Source organism: Pseudomonas sp. URIL14HWK12:I5 (genome assembly GCF_900176445.1).
GTDB classification, from domain to species: Bacteria; Pseudomonadota; Gammaproteobacteria; order Pseudomonadales; family Pseudomonadaceae; genus Aquipseudomonas; species Aquipseudomonas monteilii.
Genome location: NZ_FWXQ01000006.1, coordinates 113,386 through 131,804 on the forward strand (window position 1 = coordinate 113,386; position 18,419 = coordinate 131,804).

14 protein-coding genes are annotated in these 18,419 nt (G+C 66.2%); 12 read left to right on the forward strand and 2 right to left on the reverse strand.

The features are described from left to right. Positions 1-177: 177 nt before the first annotated feature. The 12 genes from B9A31_RS15320 (at position 178) to B9A31_RS15375 (ending at position 15,887) form a co-directional block, all read left to right on the forward strand. Complete coding sequence (locus B9A31_RS15320; protein WP_027609014.1) at positions 178-1,311, forward strand: acyl-CoA dehydrogenase family protein; 1,134 nt, start codon at positions 178-180, stop codon at positions 1,309-1,311. Further along, a complete protein-coding gene (locus B9A31_RS15325; RefSeq protein WP_084297112.1) occupies positions 1,308-2,252 on the forward strand; it encodes a D-isomer specific 2-hydroxyacid dehydrogenase family protein in 945 nt (314 codons plus the stop codon). The genes B9A31_RS15320 and B9A31_RS15325 overlap by 4 nt, the downstream gene beginning before the upstream one ends. 17 nt (positions 2,253-2,269) lie before the next feature. Beyond that, complete coding sequence (locus B9A31_RS15330; protein WP_019098633.1) at positions 2,270-3,067, forward strand: class II aldolase/adducin family protein; 798 nt, start codon at positions 2,270-2,272, stop codon at positions 3,065-3,067. 93 nt (positions 3,068-3,160) lie between these two features. Beyond that, positions 3,161-4,780: an ABC transporter substrate-binding protein gene (locus B9A31_RS15335; RefSeq protein WP_028698721.1), complete on the forward strand. Its 1,620-nt coding sequence runs from the start codon at positions 3,161-3,163 to the stop codon at positions 4,778-4,780. After that, the gene (locus tag B9A31_RS15340; RefSeq protein WP_019098635.1) at positions 4,777-5,727 is read left to right on the forward strand and encodes an ABC transporter permease; all 951 of its coding nucleotides are present in this window, start codon (positions 4,777-4,779) and stop codon (positions 5,725-5,727) included. The genes B9A31_RS15335 and B9A31_RS15340 overlap by 4 nt, the downstream gene beginning before the upstream one ends. 1 nt (position 5,728) lies before the next feature. Continuing rightward, positions 5,729-6,625 (forward strand): ABC transporter permease, encoded by an 897-nt coding sequence (locus B9A31_RS15345; RefSeq protein ID WP_025753147.1) that lies wholly within the window; start codon positions 5,729-5,731, stop codon positions 6,623-6,625. Continuing rightward, complete coding sequence (locus tag B9A31_RS15350) at positions 6,622-8,241, forward strand: dipeptide ABC transporter ATP-binding protein (RefSeq protein ID WP_084297113.1); 1,620 nt, start codon at positions 6,622-6,624, stop codon at positions 8,239-8,241. The genes B9A31_RS15345 and B9A31_RS15350 overlap by 4 nt, the downstream gene beginning before the upstream one ends. Before the next feature lie 272 nt (positions 8,242-8,513). Then, the gene (locus B9A31_RS15355; protein WP_016714263.1) at positions 8,514-9,848 is read left to right on the forward strand and encodes an LLM class flavin-dependent oxidoreductase; all 1,335 of its coding nucleotides are present in this window, start codon (positions 8,514-8,516) and stop codon (positions 9,846-9,848) included. Positions 9,849-9,910: 62 nt separating this feature from the next. Further along, complete coding sequence (locus B9A31_RS15360) at positions 9,911-11,005, forward strand: LLM class flavin-dependent oxidoreductase (RefSeq protein ID WP_084297114.1); 1,095 nt, start codon at positions 9,911-9,913, stop codon at positions 11,003-11,005. Between the two features lie 360 nt (positions 11,006-11,365). Beyond that, positions 11,366-12,928 (forward strand): NAD(P)/FAD-dependent oxidoreductase, encoded by a 1,563-nt coding sequence (locus tag B9A31_RS15365; RefSeq protein ID WP_016714265.1) that lies wholly within the window; start codon positions 11,366-11,368, stop codon positions 12,926-12,928. A gap of 19 nt (positions 12,929-12,947) precedes the next feature. Then, on the forward strand, positions 12,948-13,442 hold the full coding sequence (locus tag B9A31_RS15370) for a RidA family protein (protein ID WP_026020330.1): 495 nt from the start codon (positions 12,948-12,950) through the stop codon (positions 13,440-13,442). A gap of 33 nt (positions 13,443-13,475) precedes the next feature. Further along, positions 13,476-15,887 carry a TonB-dependent receptor plug domain-containing protein gene (locus B9A31_RS15375; protein WP_084297115.1) on the forward strand — a complete coding sequence of 804 codons (2,412 nt, stop codon included), beginning with the start codon at positions 13,476-13,478 and terminating at the stop codon, positions 15,885-15,887. 30 nt (positions 15,888-15,917) lie between these two features. Here the strand turns inward: B9A31_RS15375 and B9A31_RS15380 are convergent, their stop codons facing one another. Together B9A31_RS15380 and B9A31_RS15385 are read right to left on the reverse strand one after the other, a co-directional pair. Then, a complete protein-coding gene (locus B9A31_RS15380; protein ID WP_016714268.1) occupies positions 15,918-17,237 on the reverse strand; it encodes an LLM class flavin-dependent oxidoreductase in 1,320 nt (439 codons plus the stop codon). A 112-nt stretch (positions 17,238-17,349) separates the two neighbouring features. Beyond that, on the reverse strand, positions 17,350-18,303 hold the full coding sequence (locus tag B9A31_RS15385) for an ABC transporter substrate-binding protein (RefSeq protein WP_025753153.1): 954 nt from the start codon (positions 18,301-18,303) through the stop codon (positions 17,350-17,352). Between the last annotated feature and the right edge of the window lie 116 nt (positions 18,304-18,419).

Here is an 18,419-nt window from a genome sequence, read left to right on the forward strand (position 1 = left end):
GCTGACATCGCCATCGCGGGGAAGCCCGCCACGCCCCTCTAAATGCAAATTACGCATAATTAGTAAAAATATAAATTCCATAAACTGATAATTAGCATAGAACAAAAAAGACTTTTACAGAGCTCATTCATACGAATACGGTCTTAGTCACACACCGTCATTCAGGGATGAACCCCCATGAGTCACCCTTCCGACAGCGCCCTGGCCGAACTCACCGAGGCCCTAGCGGCCAACGCCGAGCGCTACGATCGCAGCGCGCAGTTTCCCAAAGACAACTTCGACCTGCTCCAGCGCCACGGCCTGCTGGGCCTCACCGTACCCCGCGCCCTCGGCGGCGGCGGCGCGGACCTGGCCACCGCGCGCCGGGTGATCGGCGCGGTCGGCAAGGGTGACCCGGCCACCGCGCTGATCCTGGTGATGCAGTACCTGCAACACTTTCGCCTGCAGGACGACACCCGCTGGCCCGCCCACCTGCGCCAGCGCGTGGCCGACGACGCCGTGCGCCACGGAGCCCTGATCAATGCCCTGCGTGTCGAGCCCGAGCTGGGTACCCCGGCCCGTGGCGGGCTGCCGGCCACCGTGGCAAGGCGCACCGCCGAAGGCTGGCGCCTGAGCGGGCGCAAGATCTACTCAACCGGCAGCCATGGCCTGAGCTGGTACCTGGTGTGGGGCCGCAGCGATGACAGCGACCCGCTGGTCGGTGGTTTTCTGGTCCACCGCGATACCCCCGGCATCCGCATCATCGACGACTGGGACCACCTGGGCATGCGCGCCACGTGCAGCCACGAAGTGCGTTTCGACGACGTCCTGATCCCCCTCGACCACGCCGTCAGTGTCAGTCCCGCCAGCGCACCGCGCGCCGAACTTGATGGCGAGGGGCTGCTGTGGATGGCCGTGCTGCTGCCGGCGGTGTACGACGGCGTGGCCCGCGCCGCGCGGGACTGGCTGGCGCGCTTTCTCAACGAGCGCACGCCGTCCAACCTCGGCGCGCCACTGGCCAGCCTACCGCGCTTCCAGGACGTGCTCGGGCGCATCGACACCCTGCTGTTCGCCAATCAGAGCCTGCTCGATTCGGCCGCTGCCGGGCACATCGCCCCAAGTCATGCCGGGCAGATCAAGCACCTGGTCAGCGCCAACGCCATCCAGGCCGTCGAGCTGGCCATCGAGGCCGCCGGCAACCCAGGGCTGTCGCGGCGCAACCCACTGGAGCGGCATTACCGCGACGTGCTGTGCAGCCGCATTCACACGCCCCAGGACGATGTGGTGTTCGGCCAGGTCGGCCGCAACGCGCTGACGGAGGTCGCAGCATGAGCCGTTCGATCATCGCCAGCCAGTTGGACACCCAGGCCAACCAAGTCTTGCGCGAGCGACTGGTGGACCATGAGGTAATCGATATCCCCTTCGGCCAGTTACACGTCGATGTGCCCGCCGATATTTTCATCCTGCGCCCGGTGAACATCCGCGGACAGCGGGTCGACACCCCGCCGCCGGGCTGGCCGTGGAACCTGAAGTGGGTACAACTGGTGTCCTCAGGCATCGACTTCTACCCCGACTGGGTGTTCCAGGGCCCGCCGGTCACCAGCGGCAAGGGCGCCAACGCCGAGCACGTGGCCGAGTTCGCCCTGGCCCTGGTGTTCGCCGCCGCCAAGCAACTGCCGGAGCTGTGGGTCAAGGACGCCGACTGGCGCCTGACCCCACTGGCCCCGGTACGTGGCCGCACCCTGGGCATTCTCGGCTTTGGCAGCATCGGCCAGAGCCTGGCGCGCAAGGCGCAGGCCCTCGGCCTGCGAGTGCTGGCCCTGAGCCGCCCCGGCCACCCCATCGCCGAGATTCCCGGCGTGGAGCGTGCCGCCGATCTGCGTGAGCTGTTCGCTGACAGCGACCACCTGGTGCTGGCCGCCCCGCTGACCCCCGCCACCCGCGGGCTGATCGACCGCCAGGTGCTGGCCCATGCCCGCCCCGGGTTGCACCTGATCAACATCGCCCGGGGCGGCTTGCTCGATCAGGAGGCGCTGCTCGACGCGCTGGACAGCGGCCTGATCGCCCGCGCCAGTCTCGATGTCACCGAGCCCGAGCCGCTGCCGGCGGGCCATGCGCTGTACCACCACCCACGGGTGTTCCTGTCACCCCACACCTCGGCTATTTCCGAGGACGGTTACCCGGCCTTCCTCGACGCCTTCATCGCCAACTTCCACCGCTACCGCGAGCAGGCGCCCCTGGCCAACCTGGTCGATACCGCGCGCGGCTACTGACCACCGGAGAACACACCATGACTTCACTGTCTGCCGTCACCAGCAATACCGCCCAGAGCGTTCGCCAACGGGTCAGCGCCGAGGAATGGGAAGTACGCGTCAAGCTGGCCGCCGCCTACCGCCTGGCCGCGCTGTTTCGCTGGACTGACCATATCTACACGCACTTCTCGGCCCGCGTACCGGGGCCGGAGGAGCATTTTCTGATCAACGCCTTCGGCTTGCTGTTCGATGAAATCACCGCCTCCAACCTGGTCAAGGTGGATGTCGACGGCACGATCATCGACGACCCGCTGGGGCTGGGCATCAACCAGGCCGGCTACGTGATCCACAGCGCCATCCACCGTGCCCGCCCCGACCTCAAGGCGGTACTGCACACCCACACCCGCGACGGCGCGGCGGTGTCGGCCCAGCGCGATGGCCTGCTGCCGATCTCCCAGCACGCCCTGGCCTACTACAGCCGCGTGGTGTACCACGACTACGAAGGCGTGGCGCTGGACCTGGACGAGCAAGAGCGGTTGGTGGCCAACCTGGGCGCGAGCAACATCCTGATTCTGCGCAACCACGGGCTGCTCACGGGCGGTGTCAGCGTGGAGCATGCCTTCCGCGAGCTGCACGGGCTGGAGCGGGCGTGCAATATCCAGGTGGCGGCCCAGGCTGGGGGCAATGATCAGCTGCTGCATGCGGCGCCGGCGGCGATTGCCAAGGTGCATGAGCAGTCCAAGCGGTTTTCCGACGGCCAGGGTGAGGGGATCCAGCGGCATTGGGATGCGCTGATTCGCCAGCTGGATCGGGAGGGGCGGGACTATCAGGACTGACTGAAGGCATCTGCTGCCAGTACTGGCCCCTTCGCGGGCAGGCCCGCGAAAGGGCCGGTACTGGCGAACTCCATCTTGATCAAGGATCACCCCATGCCCTCACTGCACCGCCTTTTCGCCATCAGTTCCCTGGCCCTGGTCTTGTCCGGCTGCTCCCCCGCCGACAACACCGCCGCCAGCAAGACCCTCAACATCGCCTTCTGGGGCGACAACACCACCCTGGTCAGCGTCGACCCGTTCCAGGTCTACTGGCTGGAACACCGCGTGCTGCTGCGCAACGTCGCCGAGTCGCTCACCGACCAGGACCCGGACACCGGACGCATCATCCCGTGGCTGGCCAAAAGCTGGGAGATCGGCAGCGATGCACTGAGCTACACCTTCCACCTGCGCCAGGACGTCACGTTCAGCAACGGCGAGCGCTTCGACGCACACGCCGTGAAGACAGCCTTCGACAGCAACAAGGCCTTCGCCACGCAACTCCCCGCCACCTTCGGCGCCACCTACCTGGCCGGTTACGATCACGCCGAAGTGATTGACGACTTCACCGTGCGCCTGGTGCTGTCCAAGCCCAATGCAGGCTTCCTGCAAGCCACCTCGACCACCAACCTGGCGATCCTCGCCCCGGCCTCGTACAAGCTGACCGCCCAGGAACGCTCGCTGGGCAAGATCATCGGCACCGGCCCGTTCGTGCTCGAACACTACACGCCGGAAGTCGGCGCCAAGCTGGTCAAACGCGCGGACTACGCCTGGGCTTCGGCCAACGTGCGCAACCAGGGCGCTGCCCACCTGGACACCGTCGAGGTCAGCTACATTCCCGAAGAAAGCGTGCGCAACGGCCTGTTCCTGCAAGGCAAAGCCGACATCCTGTGGCCGCGCAACCCGTTCTCGGAGGTCGACCTCAAGCTGTTCCAGTCCAAGGGCGCGACCATCCAGAGCCGGTCGCTGCCGGGGCCTGCGCTCAACCTCTACCCCAATACCCGCAACAACCGCCTGCTGGGCGACCGCCAGGTGCGTCTTGCCCTGCAGAAAGCCATCGACCGCACCAGCTACGCGCACACCGTGTACAACGCCGAGTTTCCGGTGGTCAGCGGGGTGTACGACGTGACCACGCCGTACTTCAAGGCCCAGGCCGACAAGCTGGCCTACGACCCCAAGGGCGCCGAGCAACTGCTCGAAGCCGCCGGCTGGCACAAGGGCGAGGACGGCTACCGGCAGAAGAACGGCCAGCGCCTGACCCTGCGCTACAACCTCACCCCCGCCGAAAGCGCAGGCGATGTGCTGGTGCAGGACCAACTGCGCAAAGTAGGCATCGACCTCAAGCTCAATGTGCTGACCCGCGCCGAGTGGGTGGCCGGCAACACTTCCGGCAACTACGACCTGACGTCCACCTACATGACCCGCGCCGACCCGATCATCCTGCAGACCATCCTCGACCCGCGCGCCGCCAACAGCGCAACGCTGGCCACCAACAGCTACGAGCCGCACACCCTGCCCAAGGTCCAGGCGCTGTTCGACAGCGGCATCACCGCCACCGCCGACCCGCAGCGTGCCGCCGCCTACGGCCAGTTGCAGGACCTGCTGGTGGACGAGGCGGCAGCCTTCCCGCTGTACGAACGGGTCTGGCAGGCGGCCACCGCGCCACGGGTCAAGGACTTCCGCTGGACCGCCGAAGGCTTCGCCTTCCTCAGTGACATCCAGGTCGGCCAGCCATGAAGCGCTACCTGATCGGCCGCATCGGCCAGGCGCTGCTGGTGCTGTGGGGTGCCTACACCATCAGCTATTTCATCCTCTACCTGCTGCCGGGCGACACCCTGGCAATCATGCTCAGCGCCTCCGGCATGGAAGCCGACGGCCTGTCGCCCGAAGACCTGGCCAAGGCCCGCGCCTACTACGGGTTGGACAAGGGTCTGTTCGAGCAGTATTTCGACCTGCTCTGGCGCGCCGTGCACGGCGACCTGGGCCAGTCACTTTCGCTGGGCCGGCCGGTCACCGCGCTGCTGGCCGAGCGCCTGCCGCAGACCCTGTCGCTGGCCGGCCTGGCGATCGTGCTGTCGTTGCTGGGTGGCGTGGGCCTTGCCTACCTGACCGCCTACCTGCAATGGCGCCCGCTCAAGACCGCGCTGACCCGCCTGCCGTCGCTGGGCTTTTCGGTGCCGGTGTTCTGGATGGGGCTGCTGCTGATCCAGGTGTTCGCCTTTGGTCTGGGCTGGTTCCCGGCCACCGGCAGCCAGGGCTTTGCCAGCCTGGTGCTGCCAGCCGTGACACTGGCCATTCCCAGCGCTGCGGTGTACGCCCAGGTGCTGCAACGAGGCTTCCAAGGCGTGTGGCAGGAGCCGTACATCGCCACCGCCTTCGCCAAGGGCCTGAGCCGGGCGCAGGTGCAGGCCCGGCATGGTTTGCGCAACGCGGCGCTGCCTCTGCTCACGCTGGTTGGCCTGCAGGTGGGCAACACGGTGTCCGGTGCGGTGCTGGTGGAGACCATCTTCTCGCGCAACGGCGTCGGCCGCCTGGCCCAGGAAGCCGTGCTACGCCAGGACATTCCGGTGGTGCTGGCCATCGTCGCGGTGTCGGCGGCGGCCTTCGTGGTGGTGAACCTGATTGTCGATCTGCTGTACCCGTACCTCGACCCACGCATCACCCATACCGCCAAGGTGAGCTGATATGACTTCCGATACTCGCCTCTATCATCCAGTCCCCTCAACGGCTGCACAGCAATGGCAACGCCGCACGCGCTGGCAACGCCTGCACGAGGCCTTGGCCCCGCTGCTGCGCCGCCCCGGTTTCAGCCTGGCCTTGCTGGTAGTGCTGTTCGCTCTGCTGAGCGCGCTGGCTCCACAACTGCTGACCAGCTTCGACCCCTACGCCACCTCCCCCGCCGACAAACTCAGCGCGCCGAACCTTGTGCACTGGTTCGGCACCGACGAGCTGGGCCGCGACCTGTACACCCGGGTGGTCTACGGCGCACGCTTGAGCGTGCAGGCCGCGCTGCTGGCGGTGGCCATCGCCCTGGCCGGCGGCCTGGGCCTGGGCGTGCTGGCCGGCTTTGCCGGCGGGCGCGTGGACGCCGCGTTGATGCGCCTGATCGACGTGCTGCTGGCCCTGCCCGGTCTGTTGCTGGCCCTGGCGATCGTCACCGCCATCGGCTTTGGCACGGTGCCGGTAGCGATTGCCGTGGGCGTCGGCATCATCCCCGGCTTTGCCCGCACCACCCGCGCCGAGGTGCTGCGCATCAAGACCCTGCCCTATGTCGAGGCCGCGCGTTTGGGCGGCGCCAGCTGGGCGCGCACGCTCCTGCGCCATGTGCTGCCCAATGCCTGGGGGCCAGTGGCGGTGCTCGCCACCCTGGACTTCGGCGCGGCCATCCTCGCCACCGCGGGCCTGAGCTTTCTCGGCTTTGGCGCTGCGCCACCGGCGGCCGAATGGGGCACACTGATCGCCAATGGCCGCCACTTCCTCATCACCGCCCCGTGGGTGTCCCTGTTGCCGGGATTATTCGTGGTGGCCGTGGTGTTCAGCCTCAACCACCTGGCGCGCAGCGTCGAGGAGCATGCCCGATGAGCCAGCCTGCGTTGATCGAGGTCCGCGACCTCAGTGTCAGCTACCACTTCGCCGGGCAGCGTACCGAAGCCGTACGCCAACTGTCGTTCAGCCTGAACCAGGGCGAAACCCTGGCCATCGTCGGCGAGTCAGGCTCGGGCAAGTCGACCCTGGCCAACGCCCTGCTGGGCCTGCTGCCGGGCAACGCACGGATCGACCAGGGCCAGTTGCTGGTCGCCGGGGTCGATGTGGCCACGGCCAGCGAGCCGGCCCGCCGCCAGTTGCGCGGGCGTACCGTCGGCCTGGTACCGCAGGACCCGATGGTCAGCCTCAACCCCACCCTGCGCATTGGCCGGCAGATCGCCGAAGCCCTGCTGCTGGCCCGCGGCCGGCGTTATCCGGGGCTGGACACCGATGTGCTGGAGCTGCTGACCCAAGTGGGCCTGGACGACCCGGCCCTGCGCGCCCGCCAATACCCCCACGAGCTGTCCGGCGGCATGCGCCAGCGGGTGCTGATCGCCATCGCCCTGGCCGGCGATCCGCGCCTGATCATCGCAGACGAGCCCACCAGCGCGCTGGATGTGACCGTGCAACGGCGCATTCTCGACCACCTGCAACGGCTGGTGGCCGAGCGCGGCATCTCGCTGCTGATCATCACCCACGACCTGGGGATGGCCTGCGACCGCGCCGACCGCCTGCTGGTGATGAAGCACGGCGAGTTGGTGGAGCACGCCTCGCCGCGTCAGGTGCTGTGGGGCACGCCACAGCCCTACACCCGCGACCTGCTCGCCGCTGCGCCCGCCTTCGTGCCGCGCCAGCGGCCGAACACAGCCCTGGGAGAAACGCCGCTGCTGCGTCTGAGCAACGTCGGCAAGCGCTTTGCGCTGCCGGGCAAGGACGCCAACTTCACTGCCCTGCACGACCTGAGCCTGGAGGTCAAAGCAGGCCAAACCCTGGCCATCGTCGGTGAATCGGGCTCGGGCAAGAGCACCGCGCTGCGCATCGCCCTGGGGCTGGAGACGCCCAGCCAGGGCCGTGTTGAGTTTGCAGGCCAGGACGTTACCCACTACAGCTGGCGCCAGTTCAGGCCACTGCGCCGGCGTATCCAGCTGGTGCAGCAAAACCCCTTCGCCGCGCTCGATCCGCGCTTCACGGTGTTCGACAGCATCGTCGAGCCGCTGGTGGCGTTTGGTGTGCTCAAGGGCCAGGCTCTGGAGCGCAAGGCGCGTGAATTGATCGCCCGGGTGCAGTTGCCAGTGCACTTTCTCGACCGCCTGCCGCGGGAGTTGTCCGGTGGCCAACGCCAACGGGTGACGATCGCCCGGGCCCTGGCGCTGGAGCCGCACGTGTTGCTGCTGGACGAGCCGGTGAGCGCGCTGGATGTGTCGGTGCAGGCGCAGATCCTCGCGCTGCTCGATGAGTTGCAGCGCGAGCTGGGGATCGCCTATGTGCTGGTGTCCCATGATCTGGCGGTGGTGGCCAGCATGGCCGATCAGGTGCTGGTGCTGCGGCGCGGGCAGGTGGTGGAGCAAGGGCCGGCGCTGGAGGTGTTCAGCCGGCCGGCCAGTGCCTATACCCGGGAGTTGATTGCGGCGATCCCGGGGCATTCGCGCAGTGTGTTGCCGGTGGCGGTGTAAAGGCGGATCCCCTGATTTGCCTTGACGGCCCTGTCGCAAGCTCCCACAAGGTTCACACCGGACACTATGGGAGCTGGCGAAGCCTGCGACAGGATCAGGCAGAAACAAAAAACAATGCATATTATTTAATGTCTCAAATAATACTTATGCATAATTAGCTTAGAACCACAAAGCCTTTCACAACCCCCTCCCCTCCACGCTAACGTCCCCTTTACCAGTCCGACCCCACACCCGGCGGAGGCCTCCATCACCTGATTGCAGAAGGACTCCCCATGAGCAAGCGACAAATCAAACTCGGCGCGATGATCCACGGTGTCGGCCACGGCTGGGGCGAATGGCGACACCCCGAGGCGCTGGCCGATGCCAGTGTCAACTTCGGCTTCTACAAGCAGCAGGCGCAGCTGGCCGAGGCCGCCAAATTCGACTTCGCCTTCATCGCCGACAGCCTGCACATCCACGCCCGCTCCAGCCCCCACTACCTCAACCGCTTCGAGCCGTTGACCATTCTTTCGGCCCTGGCCGCAGTCACCTCGCACATCGGTCTGGTGGCCACGGTCACGGTCAGCTACACCGAGCCGTTCCAGGTCGCACGCCAGTTCGCCTCGCTGGACCTGATCAGCGGCGGGCGCGCCGGCTGGAACGTTGTCACCTCGTGGTTATCAGGCACTGCCGACAACTTCGGTAAGGCCGAGCACCCGCCGCATGCCGTGCGCTACCGCATCGCCCGCGAGCACGTCGAGGTGGTCAAGGGCCTGTGGGATTCGTGGGAGGACGATGCCTTCACCCGCAACAAACACACCGGCGAGTTTTTCGCCCCGGACAAACTGCACACCCTCGGCCACCAGGGCGAGTTCTTCAAGGTCAAAGGCCCGCTGAACATCCAGCGCTCGCCCCAGGGCCAGCCGCTGATCTTCCAGGCCGGAGTGTCCGAGGACGGACGTAACTTCGCCGCCCAGAACGCCGATGCGATCTTCGTCAGCCCCGAGTCGTTCAGTGACGCCCGCGCCTACTACCAGGACCTCAAGCAGCGCGCTGCCAAGCATGGCCGCGACCCTGAGCAGCTGTTTATCCTGCCGGGCATCCGCCCCATCGTCGGGCGTGACGAGGAGGAAGTACAACACCGCTACCAGCAGGCCGTGGAGCTGGTGAGCATCGAGGATGCCATCGTCGCCCTGGGCCGCCCGTTCAACGACTACGACTTCAGCCAGCACGCGCTGGACGCGCCCTTCCCCGACCTGGGCACCCTGGGCGACAACAGCCACAAAGGCACCGCCGACCAGCTCAAGCAGTTGGCCCGGGACGAGCAACTGACCCTGCGCGAACTGGCCCTGCGCTTCTCGCGCCCGCGCCGCGACTTCGTCGGTACCCCCGAGCAAGTGGCCAACGCCCTGCAGGACTGGTTCGAGCACGGCGCCGCCGACGGTTTCATCATCAACCAGCTGCTGCCCGATGGCCTGCAGTACTTCACCGAGCTGGTGGTACCGCTGTTGCAGGCGCGCGGGCTGGTACGCGGCGAGTACGCAGGCGACACCCTGCGCGCCAACTTCGGGCTGGATGTGCCGGCCAACCGCAATACCTTGCGCCGCGAACAAAGCGCAGTGGCTTGAGACCGCCAGGGCTGCTTTGCTGCCCCAGCCCGCCCATACCCCCAGAAAAGGAATTTTGCTCCATGACTCTCGAATTCGTCGGCCTCATCGGCCCCCAGGAAGGCAGCGAATCCCAGGCCCCGCGCGGCCCGCTGGTAGACCTGGAATTCATCAAGGCGTTCTCCCAGGCCCAGGAATACGGCGGTTTCGACAAGGCGCTGCTGGCAGTCAACACCAGCGCGCCGGACTCGATGATCCTGGCCAGCTACGTGGCCGCGCTGACCGAGCGCATCGGCCTGCTGGTGGCCCACCGCCCAGGCTTCCAGGCACCGACCTTCGCCGCCCGCCAGTTCGCCACCCTCGACCAGCTCAGCCGTGGCCGCGCCTCGATCAACGTCATCACCGGCGGCGACAGCGGCGACCTGCAGCGCGATGGCGACTTTCTCGACAAGGACGCCCGCTACGCACGCACCGACGAGTACCTGGAGGTGCTGCGCAACACCTGGACCCGCACCGAACCCTTCGACCACCAGGGTAAACATTACCGGGTGGAAGACAACCTGACCCTGGTCAAACCGGTGGGCAAGCTGCCGATCTACTTCTCCGGCGCCTCCGACGCCGCCGTGGAGGTCGCCGCCAAGCACGCCGACGTGTACATGATGTGGGGCGAGCCGCTGGAGCAGGTGCGCGAGCGGATTGCCAAGGTCCGCAAGGCCGCCGCCCGCTACGGGCGCGAGAAGCACATCCGCTTCAGCCTGTCGCTGCGCCCGATCCTCGGCGCCACCGAGGACGAAGCCTGGGCCCGCGCCGAGCGCATTCTGGCCGACGCCAAGCAGCGTATCGGCATCCGCCAGGGCAACCGCCGCGAGAAGAACTTCGGCAAGAGCAACGTGGGTTCCGAACGGCTGGTGCAGCTGGCCGGCAAGGTGCACGACACCCGGCTGTGGACCGAGATCGCCGCGCTCGGCGGCGGTGCGGGCAACTCCACCTCGCTGGTGGGCACGCCGGACCAGGTGGCCGAGGCTGCGCACGCGTATTACGAGCTGGGGGTGAGTACCTTCTTGTTCCGGGGGTTCGATCAGTTGCGCGATGCGGTGGAGTATGGGCAGGCGTTGATTCCGCGGATCAAGGCGCTGGTTGCGCTGCGGGAAGGTGAGCGTAGCGCGCGTACGGCTTAGATCTTCATAACGGCAACGGCCCCTTCGCGGGGCAAACCCGCTTCCACGAAAGCACGACCGTTGTGCATCGTGGGAGCGGGTTTGCCCCGCGAAGGGGCCTTTTCATGTTGCCGCCAAATGAATGAACAACACATCACAAAATACAAATCACGCATTTAGTAAAACAAACATAATCATTAAATTACATAATTAACTTAGAACAAAAAAGCCTTTCCCAACCCACGCAAAGATCATTAAGTTCTGTAAACCGACCCCGACCTGGCGGAGGCAAATGGATTCGTGCCAACCGTCGTCGGGCCTCGCCATGCGTCCGCCTGCCCTGTTGCGCACATCCGAACCCAACTTCTCGGAGACCGCGACATGGGATTGTCCCGTAGAGATCTGATCGCCCGCCTCGCCGCCATCGGCGGCTATTCGGCGGCACTGGGCGCGCTGGGGCAGAACGCCCTGGCCGCCACCTTCGAACCCCTGCAACTGGCCGCCAACGGTGGCAACGGCAAGCGCGTGCTGATTGTCGGCGCCGGTATTTCCGGACTGGTGTCGGCCTACGAGCTGCGCAAGGCAGGCTTCAATGTGACCGTGCTGGAGGCCCGCGAGCGGGTCGGCGGCCGGGTCTGGACCCTGCGCCAGGGCGACCGTATCGAACACAACGACGGCACCACGCAGCGCGTGGAGTTCGACCAGGGCCAGTTCTTCAACGCCGGCGCCGCGCGCCTGCCCAGCCATCACCTGACCATCCTGGGTTACTGCCGCGAACTGGGCGTAGAGTTGCAGGTGCTGGTCAACAGCAGCCGCAACGCCCTGGCCCAACCCGACCTTGCCCGTCCACCGCTGCTGCTGCGCCAGGCGGTCAACGACACCCGTGGGCATTTCAGCGAACTGCTGGCGCGCAGCGTCAGCCGCAACAGCCTGGATGCCGAACTCAGCAGTGGCCAGCGCAAGGCGCTGCTGGACTTCCTCAAGGTCTACGGTGACCTCGACAGCCAACAGCAGTACCGCGGCTCGGTGCGCGCCGGCTACACCCGCTTCGCCGGCGCCGGCGACCAGACGCCGATCCAGCGCCAACCCGTGCCGCTCGATCAGTTGCTGGACAGCAACCTGCTACTGCCGCTGGTGTTCGACGAGATCCCCGAGTTTTCCTCGACCATGTTCCAGCCAGTGGGCGGCATGGACCAGATCCCCAAGGCCTTCTACCGCCAGGTCCAGGACAGCGTACGCCTGGGCGCCGAGGTGCTCGGGGTCGAAACCGGCGACACCGGCGCCAAGGTAGTGTGGCGTGATCGCAAGAGCGGCCAGCAGCACGTCGAACAGGCCGACTACGCCATCGTCACCCTGCCCTTGCCGCTGCTGGCCAAGTTGCCGAACAACTTCGACGCGCCGTTCAAGCAAGCCATCGCCAGCGCCGAAGGCGACAAGGCCAACAAGGTGGCCTGGCAGTCGCCGCGGTTCTGGGAAACGGATTTTCAGATCTACGGCGGCCTCAGCTACATCAACCACGAGGCGCGCACCCTGTGGTACCCCAGTGATCGTCTCAACAGCGCCCAAGGCGTGCTGGTGGCCACCTACAACACCGGTGGCGTGGCCCAGCAGTTCGCCGCCAAGCCATTGGCCGCGCAGATTGCCTCGTCGCGCCAGGCGGTGGAATCGCTGCACCCCGGTCACAGCCAGAAACTCGGCCGGCCGGTGGTGGTGAACTGGTCGAAGATCCCCTTCAGCGAGGCGCCGTGGATCGTCCACGACGAAGTCGCCCAGCCCGGCTACGACCGGCTCAACCAGCCCCAGGGCCGCACCTGGCTGGCCAGTGACGCCCTGGCCCATGGCGGGGTGGGCATCTGGCAGAACAGCGCCGCCGAATCCGCCCGCCGCGTGGTCAGCCTGATCGCCCGACACGCCAGCCAGACCACCCGCGGCGCTGCCGCCTGACCCTGCAGGAATTCTACCCATGCCTCGTCTTCTTCTACTTGCCGGAGTGCTCATGTCCCTGACCCTCAACGCCCACGCCGACGGCATCAAGCGCGTCGCGCCACCTGGCTCGAACTTCCCCATCTCGCAACTGGTCACGGTGCCGGCCGGCAGTCAGCTGACCTTCATCAGCGGCACCCTGCCGGATGTAGCAGACCCCAAGGCGCCCAAGGGCAGCGTCGCGGCCCTGGGTAATACCGAAACACAAGCCCGGTCGGTGCTGAAGAAACTGCGCGCAGCCTTGCAGAGCCAAGGCCTGGACCTGGGCGACATCGTCCAGTTGCGGGTGTTCCTGGTGGGCGATCCGGCCAATGGCGGCAACCTCGATTTCGCCGGACTGCAAGCGGCCTACACCGAGTTCTTCGCCACCGCCGATCAACCCCGCACCCCGACCCGCACCGCCTTGCAAGTGGTGGCCCTGCCGTTGCCGGGCGCGCTGGTGGAAATCGACGCGATCGCGGCCAAGGCGCCCTAAGCGCGCCACCCCGCCCAACAAGGAACTGCGTGCATGAAGCAAGTCTTTACCTCTGCCTCGTTACTCCCCATGGCCCTCGCCGCGGGGCTGCAAACTACCCCGACACTGGCCGATGAACCCAGTGCCCAGGCCCTGGGCACGGTGATCGTCACCGGCAACCGTGGCGCCGAGAAGCGCACCGTCACCACAAGCCCCGTGCCGATCGACGTGATCAGCGCCAAGCAATTGCAGGAGACCGGCAAGCCCGGCCTGATGGAAGCCCTGAGCGCCAGCGTGCCCTCGCTCACCCTGCCGGAAAAGACCGGCTGGGACGCCAGCGGCATGGCCCGCGCGCCAAACCTGCGCGGGCTCAATGCCGCCCAGGTGCTGGTGCTGGTCAACGGCAAGCGCCGCCACACCAGCGCCACCCTGAACATCAGCGGCATCAACGCCGGTGCTGCGCCCAGCGACCTGGACCTGATCCCCATCAGCGCCATCGACCATGTGGAGGTGCTGCGCGACGGCGCCGCCGCGCAGTATGGCTCGGACGCCATCGCCGGGGTGATCAACGTGATCCTCAAGGCCGATACCAGCGGTACCGCTGTGACGACTGCCGGCCAGGGCTACGACGGCAAGAAGCAGACCGTGCAGCAAAGCCTGAACAAGGGTTTCGAGATCGGCCGTGACGGCATCCTGCAGCTGGCGATGGATGCGCGCAGCCAGAACGACGACAACAAGGCCAGTGCCAACGGCTACAGCCAGGCCGAAGCGCTGGACCGCGCCGGCAAGGTCACCTACGGCGGCTACGGCACGCCGAAGATCAACCTGCTGACCCTGGGCTACAACGCCGAACTGCCCCTGCAAGACGACCTGACCCTGTATTCGTTCAGCACCTGGTCGTACCGCAAGGCCGAGCAGGGCCAGAATTTCCGTCTGCCGACCATCGCCAACACCATCACCACCGGGCCCAATGGGCGCCCGTCCGGCTACACGCCCACCTGGTACATCGAAGAGCACGACTACCAGGCAGCGTTCGGTGCCAAGGGCCTGGCCGGCGAATGGGACTGGGACCTGTCGAGCACCTACGGGCGCAACGAAGCCGCCCAAGGCACCTGGAATAACCAAAACCCTTCGCTGGGCGAGGCGACGCCCAACCACTTCGAGTCCGGCACCTGGGTCAGCTCGCAACTGACCAGCAACCTCGACCTGCACCGCAGCTTCGAGGTGAGGCTGAGCAAGCCGCTGGACTTCTCGTGGGGCCTTGAACAGCGCCGCGATACGTATCAGGTGCAAGCCGGCGACTGGGCCAGTTGGGCCGACGGCGGTTACTGCCCCACCCCAGGCAACTGCGCCGCCTCCGGCGCCCAGGTGACCAACGGCATCTCACCGGCCGAGGCTACCAGCGCGAGCCGCAACAGCTACGCCGGCTTCCTGGATGTGGGCTTCAACCCGTTGCCGCAGTGGTACTGGGGCGCAGCGGTGCGCTACGAGCACTACGACCGTGGCATCGGCGCCACCCGCAGCGGCAAGCTCACCACCCGCTACGAGTTCACCCCGGAACTGGCACTGCGGGCTACGGTGAGCAACGGCTTCCGTGCACCATCACTGGCCAACAGCCTGTTCAGCGCGCGCTCCACCACCTATGGTGTGGTCAATGGCGTGTATCAGTCGATCAACTACGGCGTACTGCCGGTGGACTCGGCGGCGGCCAAGGCGTTAGGAGCCGAAGCGCTCAAACCTGAAAAATCCACCAACTACAGCCTCGGCCTGACCTGGCAACCCAGCGACCGCCTGGCCTTCACCGCCGATGCCTACCTGGTCAACGTGCGCGACCGCATCACCCTCACCGGCACCCTGCTCGGCCCGGAAGTCACTCAGGCATTGCTGGACAACGGCATCGACTCGACCTCCGGCGGGCAGTACTTCACCAACGGCGCCGACACCCGCACCAAGGGCCTGGACCTGGTGGGCAGCTACGACCAGGATCTAGGCAGCGCCGGCACCGTGAAGTGGACCGCAGCGTTCAACTGGAACGACACCGAGATCCTCGATTACAAGCAAAGCGTGAACATTCTCGGTGCCCCCTACACGCTGATGGACCGCCAGGCCCGCAACCTGCTCACCGAGGTGCAGCCGCACACCAAGCTGATCCTGGGCGGCAACTGGCGGCTGGACCGCTACCGGGTCAACCTGGGGCTGACGCGCTATGGCTCGTGGCGCGAGGTCAACGCCGCCAATGATCGCTCGCTGGACCGCGAGTACAAAGCGCGCTGGATCACCGACCTGGACGTGGGCTACCAGCTGACCAAGGACCTGGAGCTGGCGGTGGGCGCACGTAACCTGTTCGATGTGTACCCCGAGCGCCAGGCACCGAGCAGCAAGACCATGGTCAAGGGGTATGGGGTGTACTCGCCGTATGGGTTTACCGGGGGGTATTACTTTGGGCGGGTGACATACAACTTCTGAAAAGGGGGGCTGCGTTGCAGCCCCGGCGATCTACCGGCTAAAACGCGGAATCGACAGCCCCAGGCTCTCGCGCAAGGTGCTGCCTTCATACGCCGTGCGATACACCCCACGCTCCTGCAACAGCGGCACCACCTCCTCGGTAAAGCGACGGAACTGCCCCGGATGCCCTATATAAATGTTGAACCCATCCAAAGCCCGCGCCTCGAACCATTCGGCCATCTTCGCCGCTACCGTCTGCGCGGAACCTACGAACGCGCCGGGACGCAACTGGCGACCGAATTCCACCGCCTGGCGCAGGCTAAAGCCTTTGTCCCGCGCCTGGTCGGCGATGCGCTTGGCATTGGTGAAGAAGCTGCTGCGGGCATACTCCAGGCTCTCTTGCGGGAATGGGGCGTCAAGCTCGTACTGGCTGAAGTCGTGCCAGCCGAAATTGCGCCCGAACTCCTTGAGCGCCAGCTCGAAGCTGTGATCGGCCTGGTGATAGTGCCGTTCGATCTCACGGGCGTGCTCGTCAGTATCCCCCACGTAGATCTCCGCGCCCGGCAGCACAAGCAACTGCTCCGGATCACGCCCCAGGCGTGCCGCGCGGCCCTTGACGTCACGGTAGAACGCCTGGCCCTGCTCGATGCTGGCGGCATGCGTGAACACCACATCGGCGGTGGCCGCACCCAGGTCGCGACCCTGCTCGGAGTCGCCGGCCTGGAAGATCACAGGCTGGCCCTGGGGCGAGCGCTGGATGTTCAGCGGCCCCACCACCGAAAAGTGCTCGCCCTTGTGGTTCAGCCCGTGCAGCTTGGCGGGGTCGAGAAAGCGGCCGCTAGCGCGGTCACGGGGGAAGGCGTCGTCCTCGTAGGAGTGCCATAGCCCCTGTACCACTTGCACATGCTCCTGAGCCCGGGCGTAGCGGGTGTCGTAGTCGTAGTGTTCGTCCAGCCCGTAGTTGCCGGCGGTGCCGGCATCACCACTGGTGACCACGTTCCAGCCGGCGCGGCCCTTGCTGATCAGGTCCAGCGAAGCGAGCCGGCGGGCGACGTTGTACGGGGCGTTGTAGGAGGTGGTGAGGGTGCCGACCAGGCCGATATGGCGGGTGCTCACGGCCAGGGCCGACAGCAGGGTCAGCGGCTCCAGGCGGTTGAGGTAGTGCGAGGGGGAGCCAGGGGTGATGAACTGGCTGTCGACGATGAACATCAGGTCGAACAGCGCAGCCTCGGCCTGGCGGGCGATGTCGATGTACCAGTCGATGTTGACGCTGGCGTCCGCCGGCAGTTCGGGGTCCAGCCACAGGTTGTGCCGGCCGGGGCCGCCGCAGCCCATGGTCAGGGCGCCGAGTTTGATTTTGCGTTGGGTCATGGGGGGAGTCCTTTGCAATCAAGGGGAGGCCTTCGCGGGCAAGCCCGCTCCCACAGGGATCTGCGCTTGCCTATGGGAGCGGGCTTGCCCGCGAAGAAGCCAGCGCAGAGCTTCAGTGCTGGCTGACAGCCGGCTGCTCGATAGCCGCACCAAACGAGGTATCGAACAAGCTGCTGGCCGGATACGTCTGGATCAGCCCGAGCCCGGCGAAGAAGTCCACAGTTTTCTGCGCGTCGACGATCACCTGCGGGTTCAGCGGCGCAAGGTCAGTGCGCGCACGGGCGAACCAGGCGCGGGCGATGTCGCGGTCGGCGCGGGTGCGCTTGGCCCAGGCGTCGGCGTAGGCCTCGGTGTGGGCCGGGTCGCTCAGGGTCCAGTCGCGGGCTTTTTTCAGCCGTTGCAGAAAGTCGGCGATCTGCGTGCGCTTGGCGTCCACCGCTTTGGCGTTGGCCACCACGAAACTCTGCGCCGGTATTACGCCTTCGGCAGTGGCCAGTACGCGGGCGCCCTGGCGTTCTTGCTGGGTAACGTAGGGCTCCCAGGTGGCGATCACGTCCACCGAGCCGCCATCCAGGGCGTGGGAAGCGTCCAGCGCGCTGAGGTAACGCAGCTCCAATGCATCACGCGGTACGCCGGCCTTGTCCAAGGCGCTGAACAACAGTTGCTGGCTCCACGAACCCTTCCAGATCGCCGCGCGCTTGCCACGCAGGTCTTGCAGGCTGTGTATCGACGAATCCTTGCGCGCCAGAATCGCCACCCCTTCGAGGTTCTGGCGGCTGACCGCGATCACCTTGATCGGCGCGCCCAAGGCGCCCAAAAACAAGGGCGGTGCATCGCCCAGAAGGCCAATGTCAAGGCTGCCGACGTTGAGCGCCTCGGCCACGGGGGAGCCTGCGGTGAACTGCTTCCACTCCAGCTCATAAGGCAGGTTGTCGAGTACCCCGGCCGCTTCCATCACCGCGCGGGCGTTGTAACTCTGGTCGCCTACGACCAAGGTCTGGGCGGCGGCGGCAAGGCTGAAGGTGGTGGCCAGCACAGTGACGGCCAGTTGCTTGAAGTAACGCACGGGGGTCTCCAGATGCCCGCTTGGGGCATGTCAGGGCCGATCCGCAGGTGCGGTCTCGTGGCAACGGTTTTATATCTTTTAAGTCTTACTCGATCGATTTTTATAATCTATAGATC

Excerpts from the sequence above, each read along its gene's own strand:
- B9A31_RS15320 (WP_027609014.1), top strand. The coding sequence starts at position 178 with ATGAGTCACCCTTCCGACAGCGCCCTGGCCGAACTCACCGAGGCCCTA.
- B9A31_RS15325 (WP_084297112.1), top strand. The coding sequence starts at position 1,308 with ATGAGCCGTTCGATCATCGCCAGCCAGTTGGACACCCAGGCCAACCAA.
- B9A31_RS15330 (WP_019098633.1), top strand. The coding sequence starts at position 2,270 with ATGACTTCACTGTCTGCCGTCACCAGCAATACCGCCCAGAGCGTTCGC.
- B9A31_RS15335 (WP_028698721.1), top strand. The coding sequence starts at position 3,161 with ATGCCCTCACTGCACCGCCTTTTCGCCATCAGTTCCCTGGCCCTGGTC.
- B9A31_RS15340 (WP_019098635.1), top strand. The coding sequence starts at position 4,777 with ATGAAGCGCTACCTGATCGGCCGCATCGGCCAGGCGCTGCTGGTGCTG.
- B9A31_RS15345 (WP_025753147.1), top strand. The coding sequence starts at position 5,729 with ATGACTTCCGATACTCGCCTCTATCATCCAGTCCCCTCAACGGCTGCA.
- B9A31_RS15350 (WP_084297113.1), top strand. The coding sequence starts at position 6,622 with ATGAGCCAGCCTGCGTTGATCGAGGTCCGCGACCTCAGTGTCAGCTAC.
- B9A31_RS15355 (WP_016714263.1), top strand. The coding sequence starts at position 8,514 with ATGAGCAAGCGACAAATCAAACTCGGCGCGATGATCCACGGTGTCGGC.
- B9A31_RS15360 (WP_084297114.1), top strand. The coding sequence starts at position 9,911 with ATGACTCTCGAATTCGTCGGCCTCATCGGCCCCCAGGAAGGCAGCGAA.
- B9A31_RS15365 (WP_016714265.1), top strand. The coding sequence starts at position 11,366 with ATGGGATTGTCCCGTAGAGATCTGATCGCCCGCCTCGCCGCCATCGGC.
- B9A31_RS15370 (WP_026020330.1), top strand. The coding sequence starts at position 12,948 with ATGCCTCGTCTTCTTCTACTTGCCGGAGTGCTCATGTCCCTGACCCTC.
- B9A31_RS15375 (WP_084297115.1), top strand. The coding sequence starts at position 13,476 with ATGAAGCAAGTCTTTACCTCTGCCTCGTTACTCCCCATGGCCCTCGCC.
- B9A31_RS15380 (WP_016714268.1), bottom strand. The coding sequence starts at position 17,237 with ATGACCCAACGCAAAATCAAACTCGGCGCCCTGACCATGGGCTGCGGC.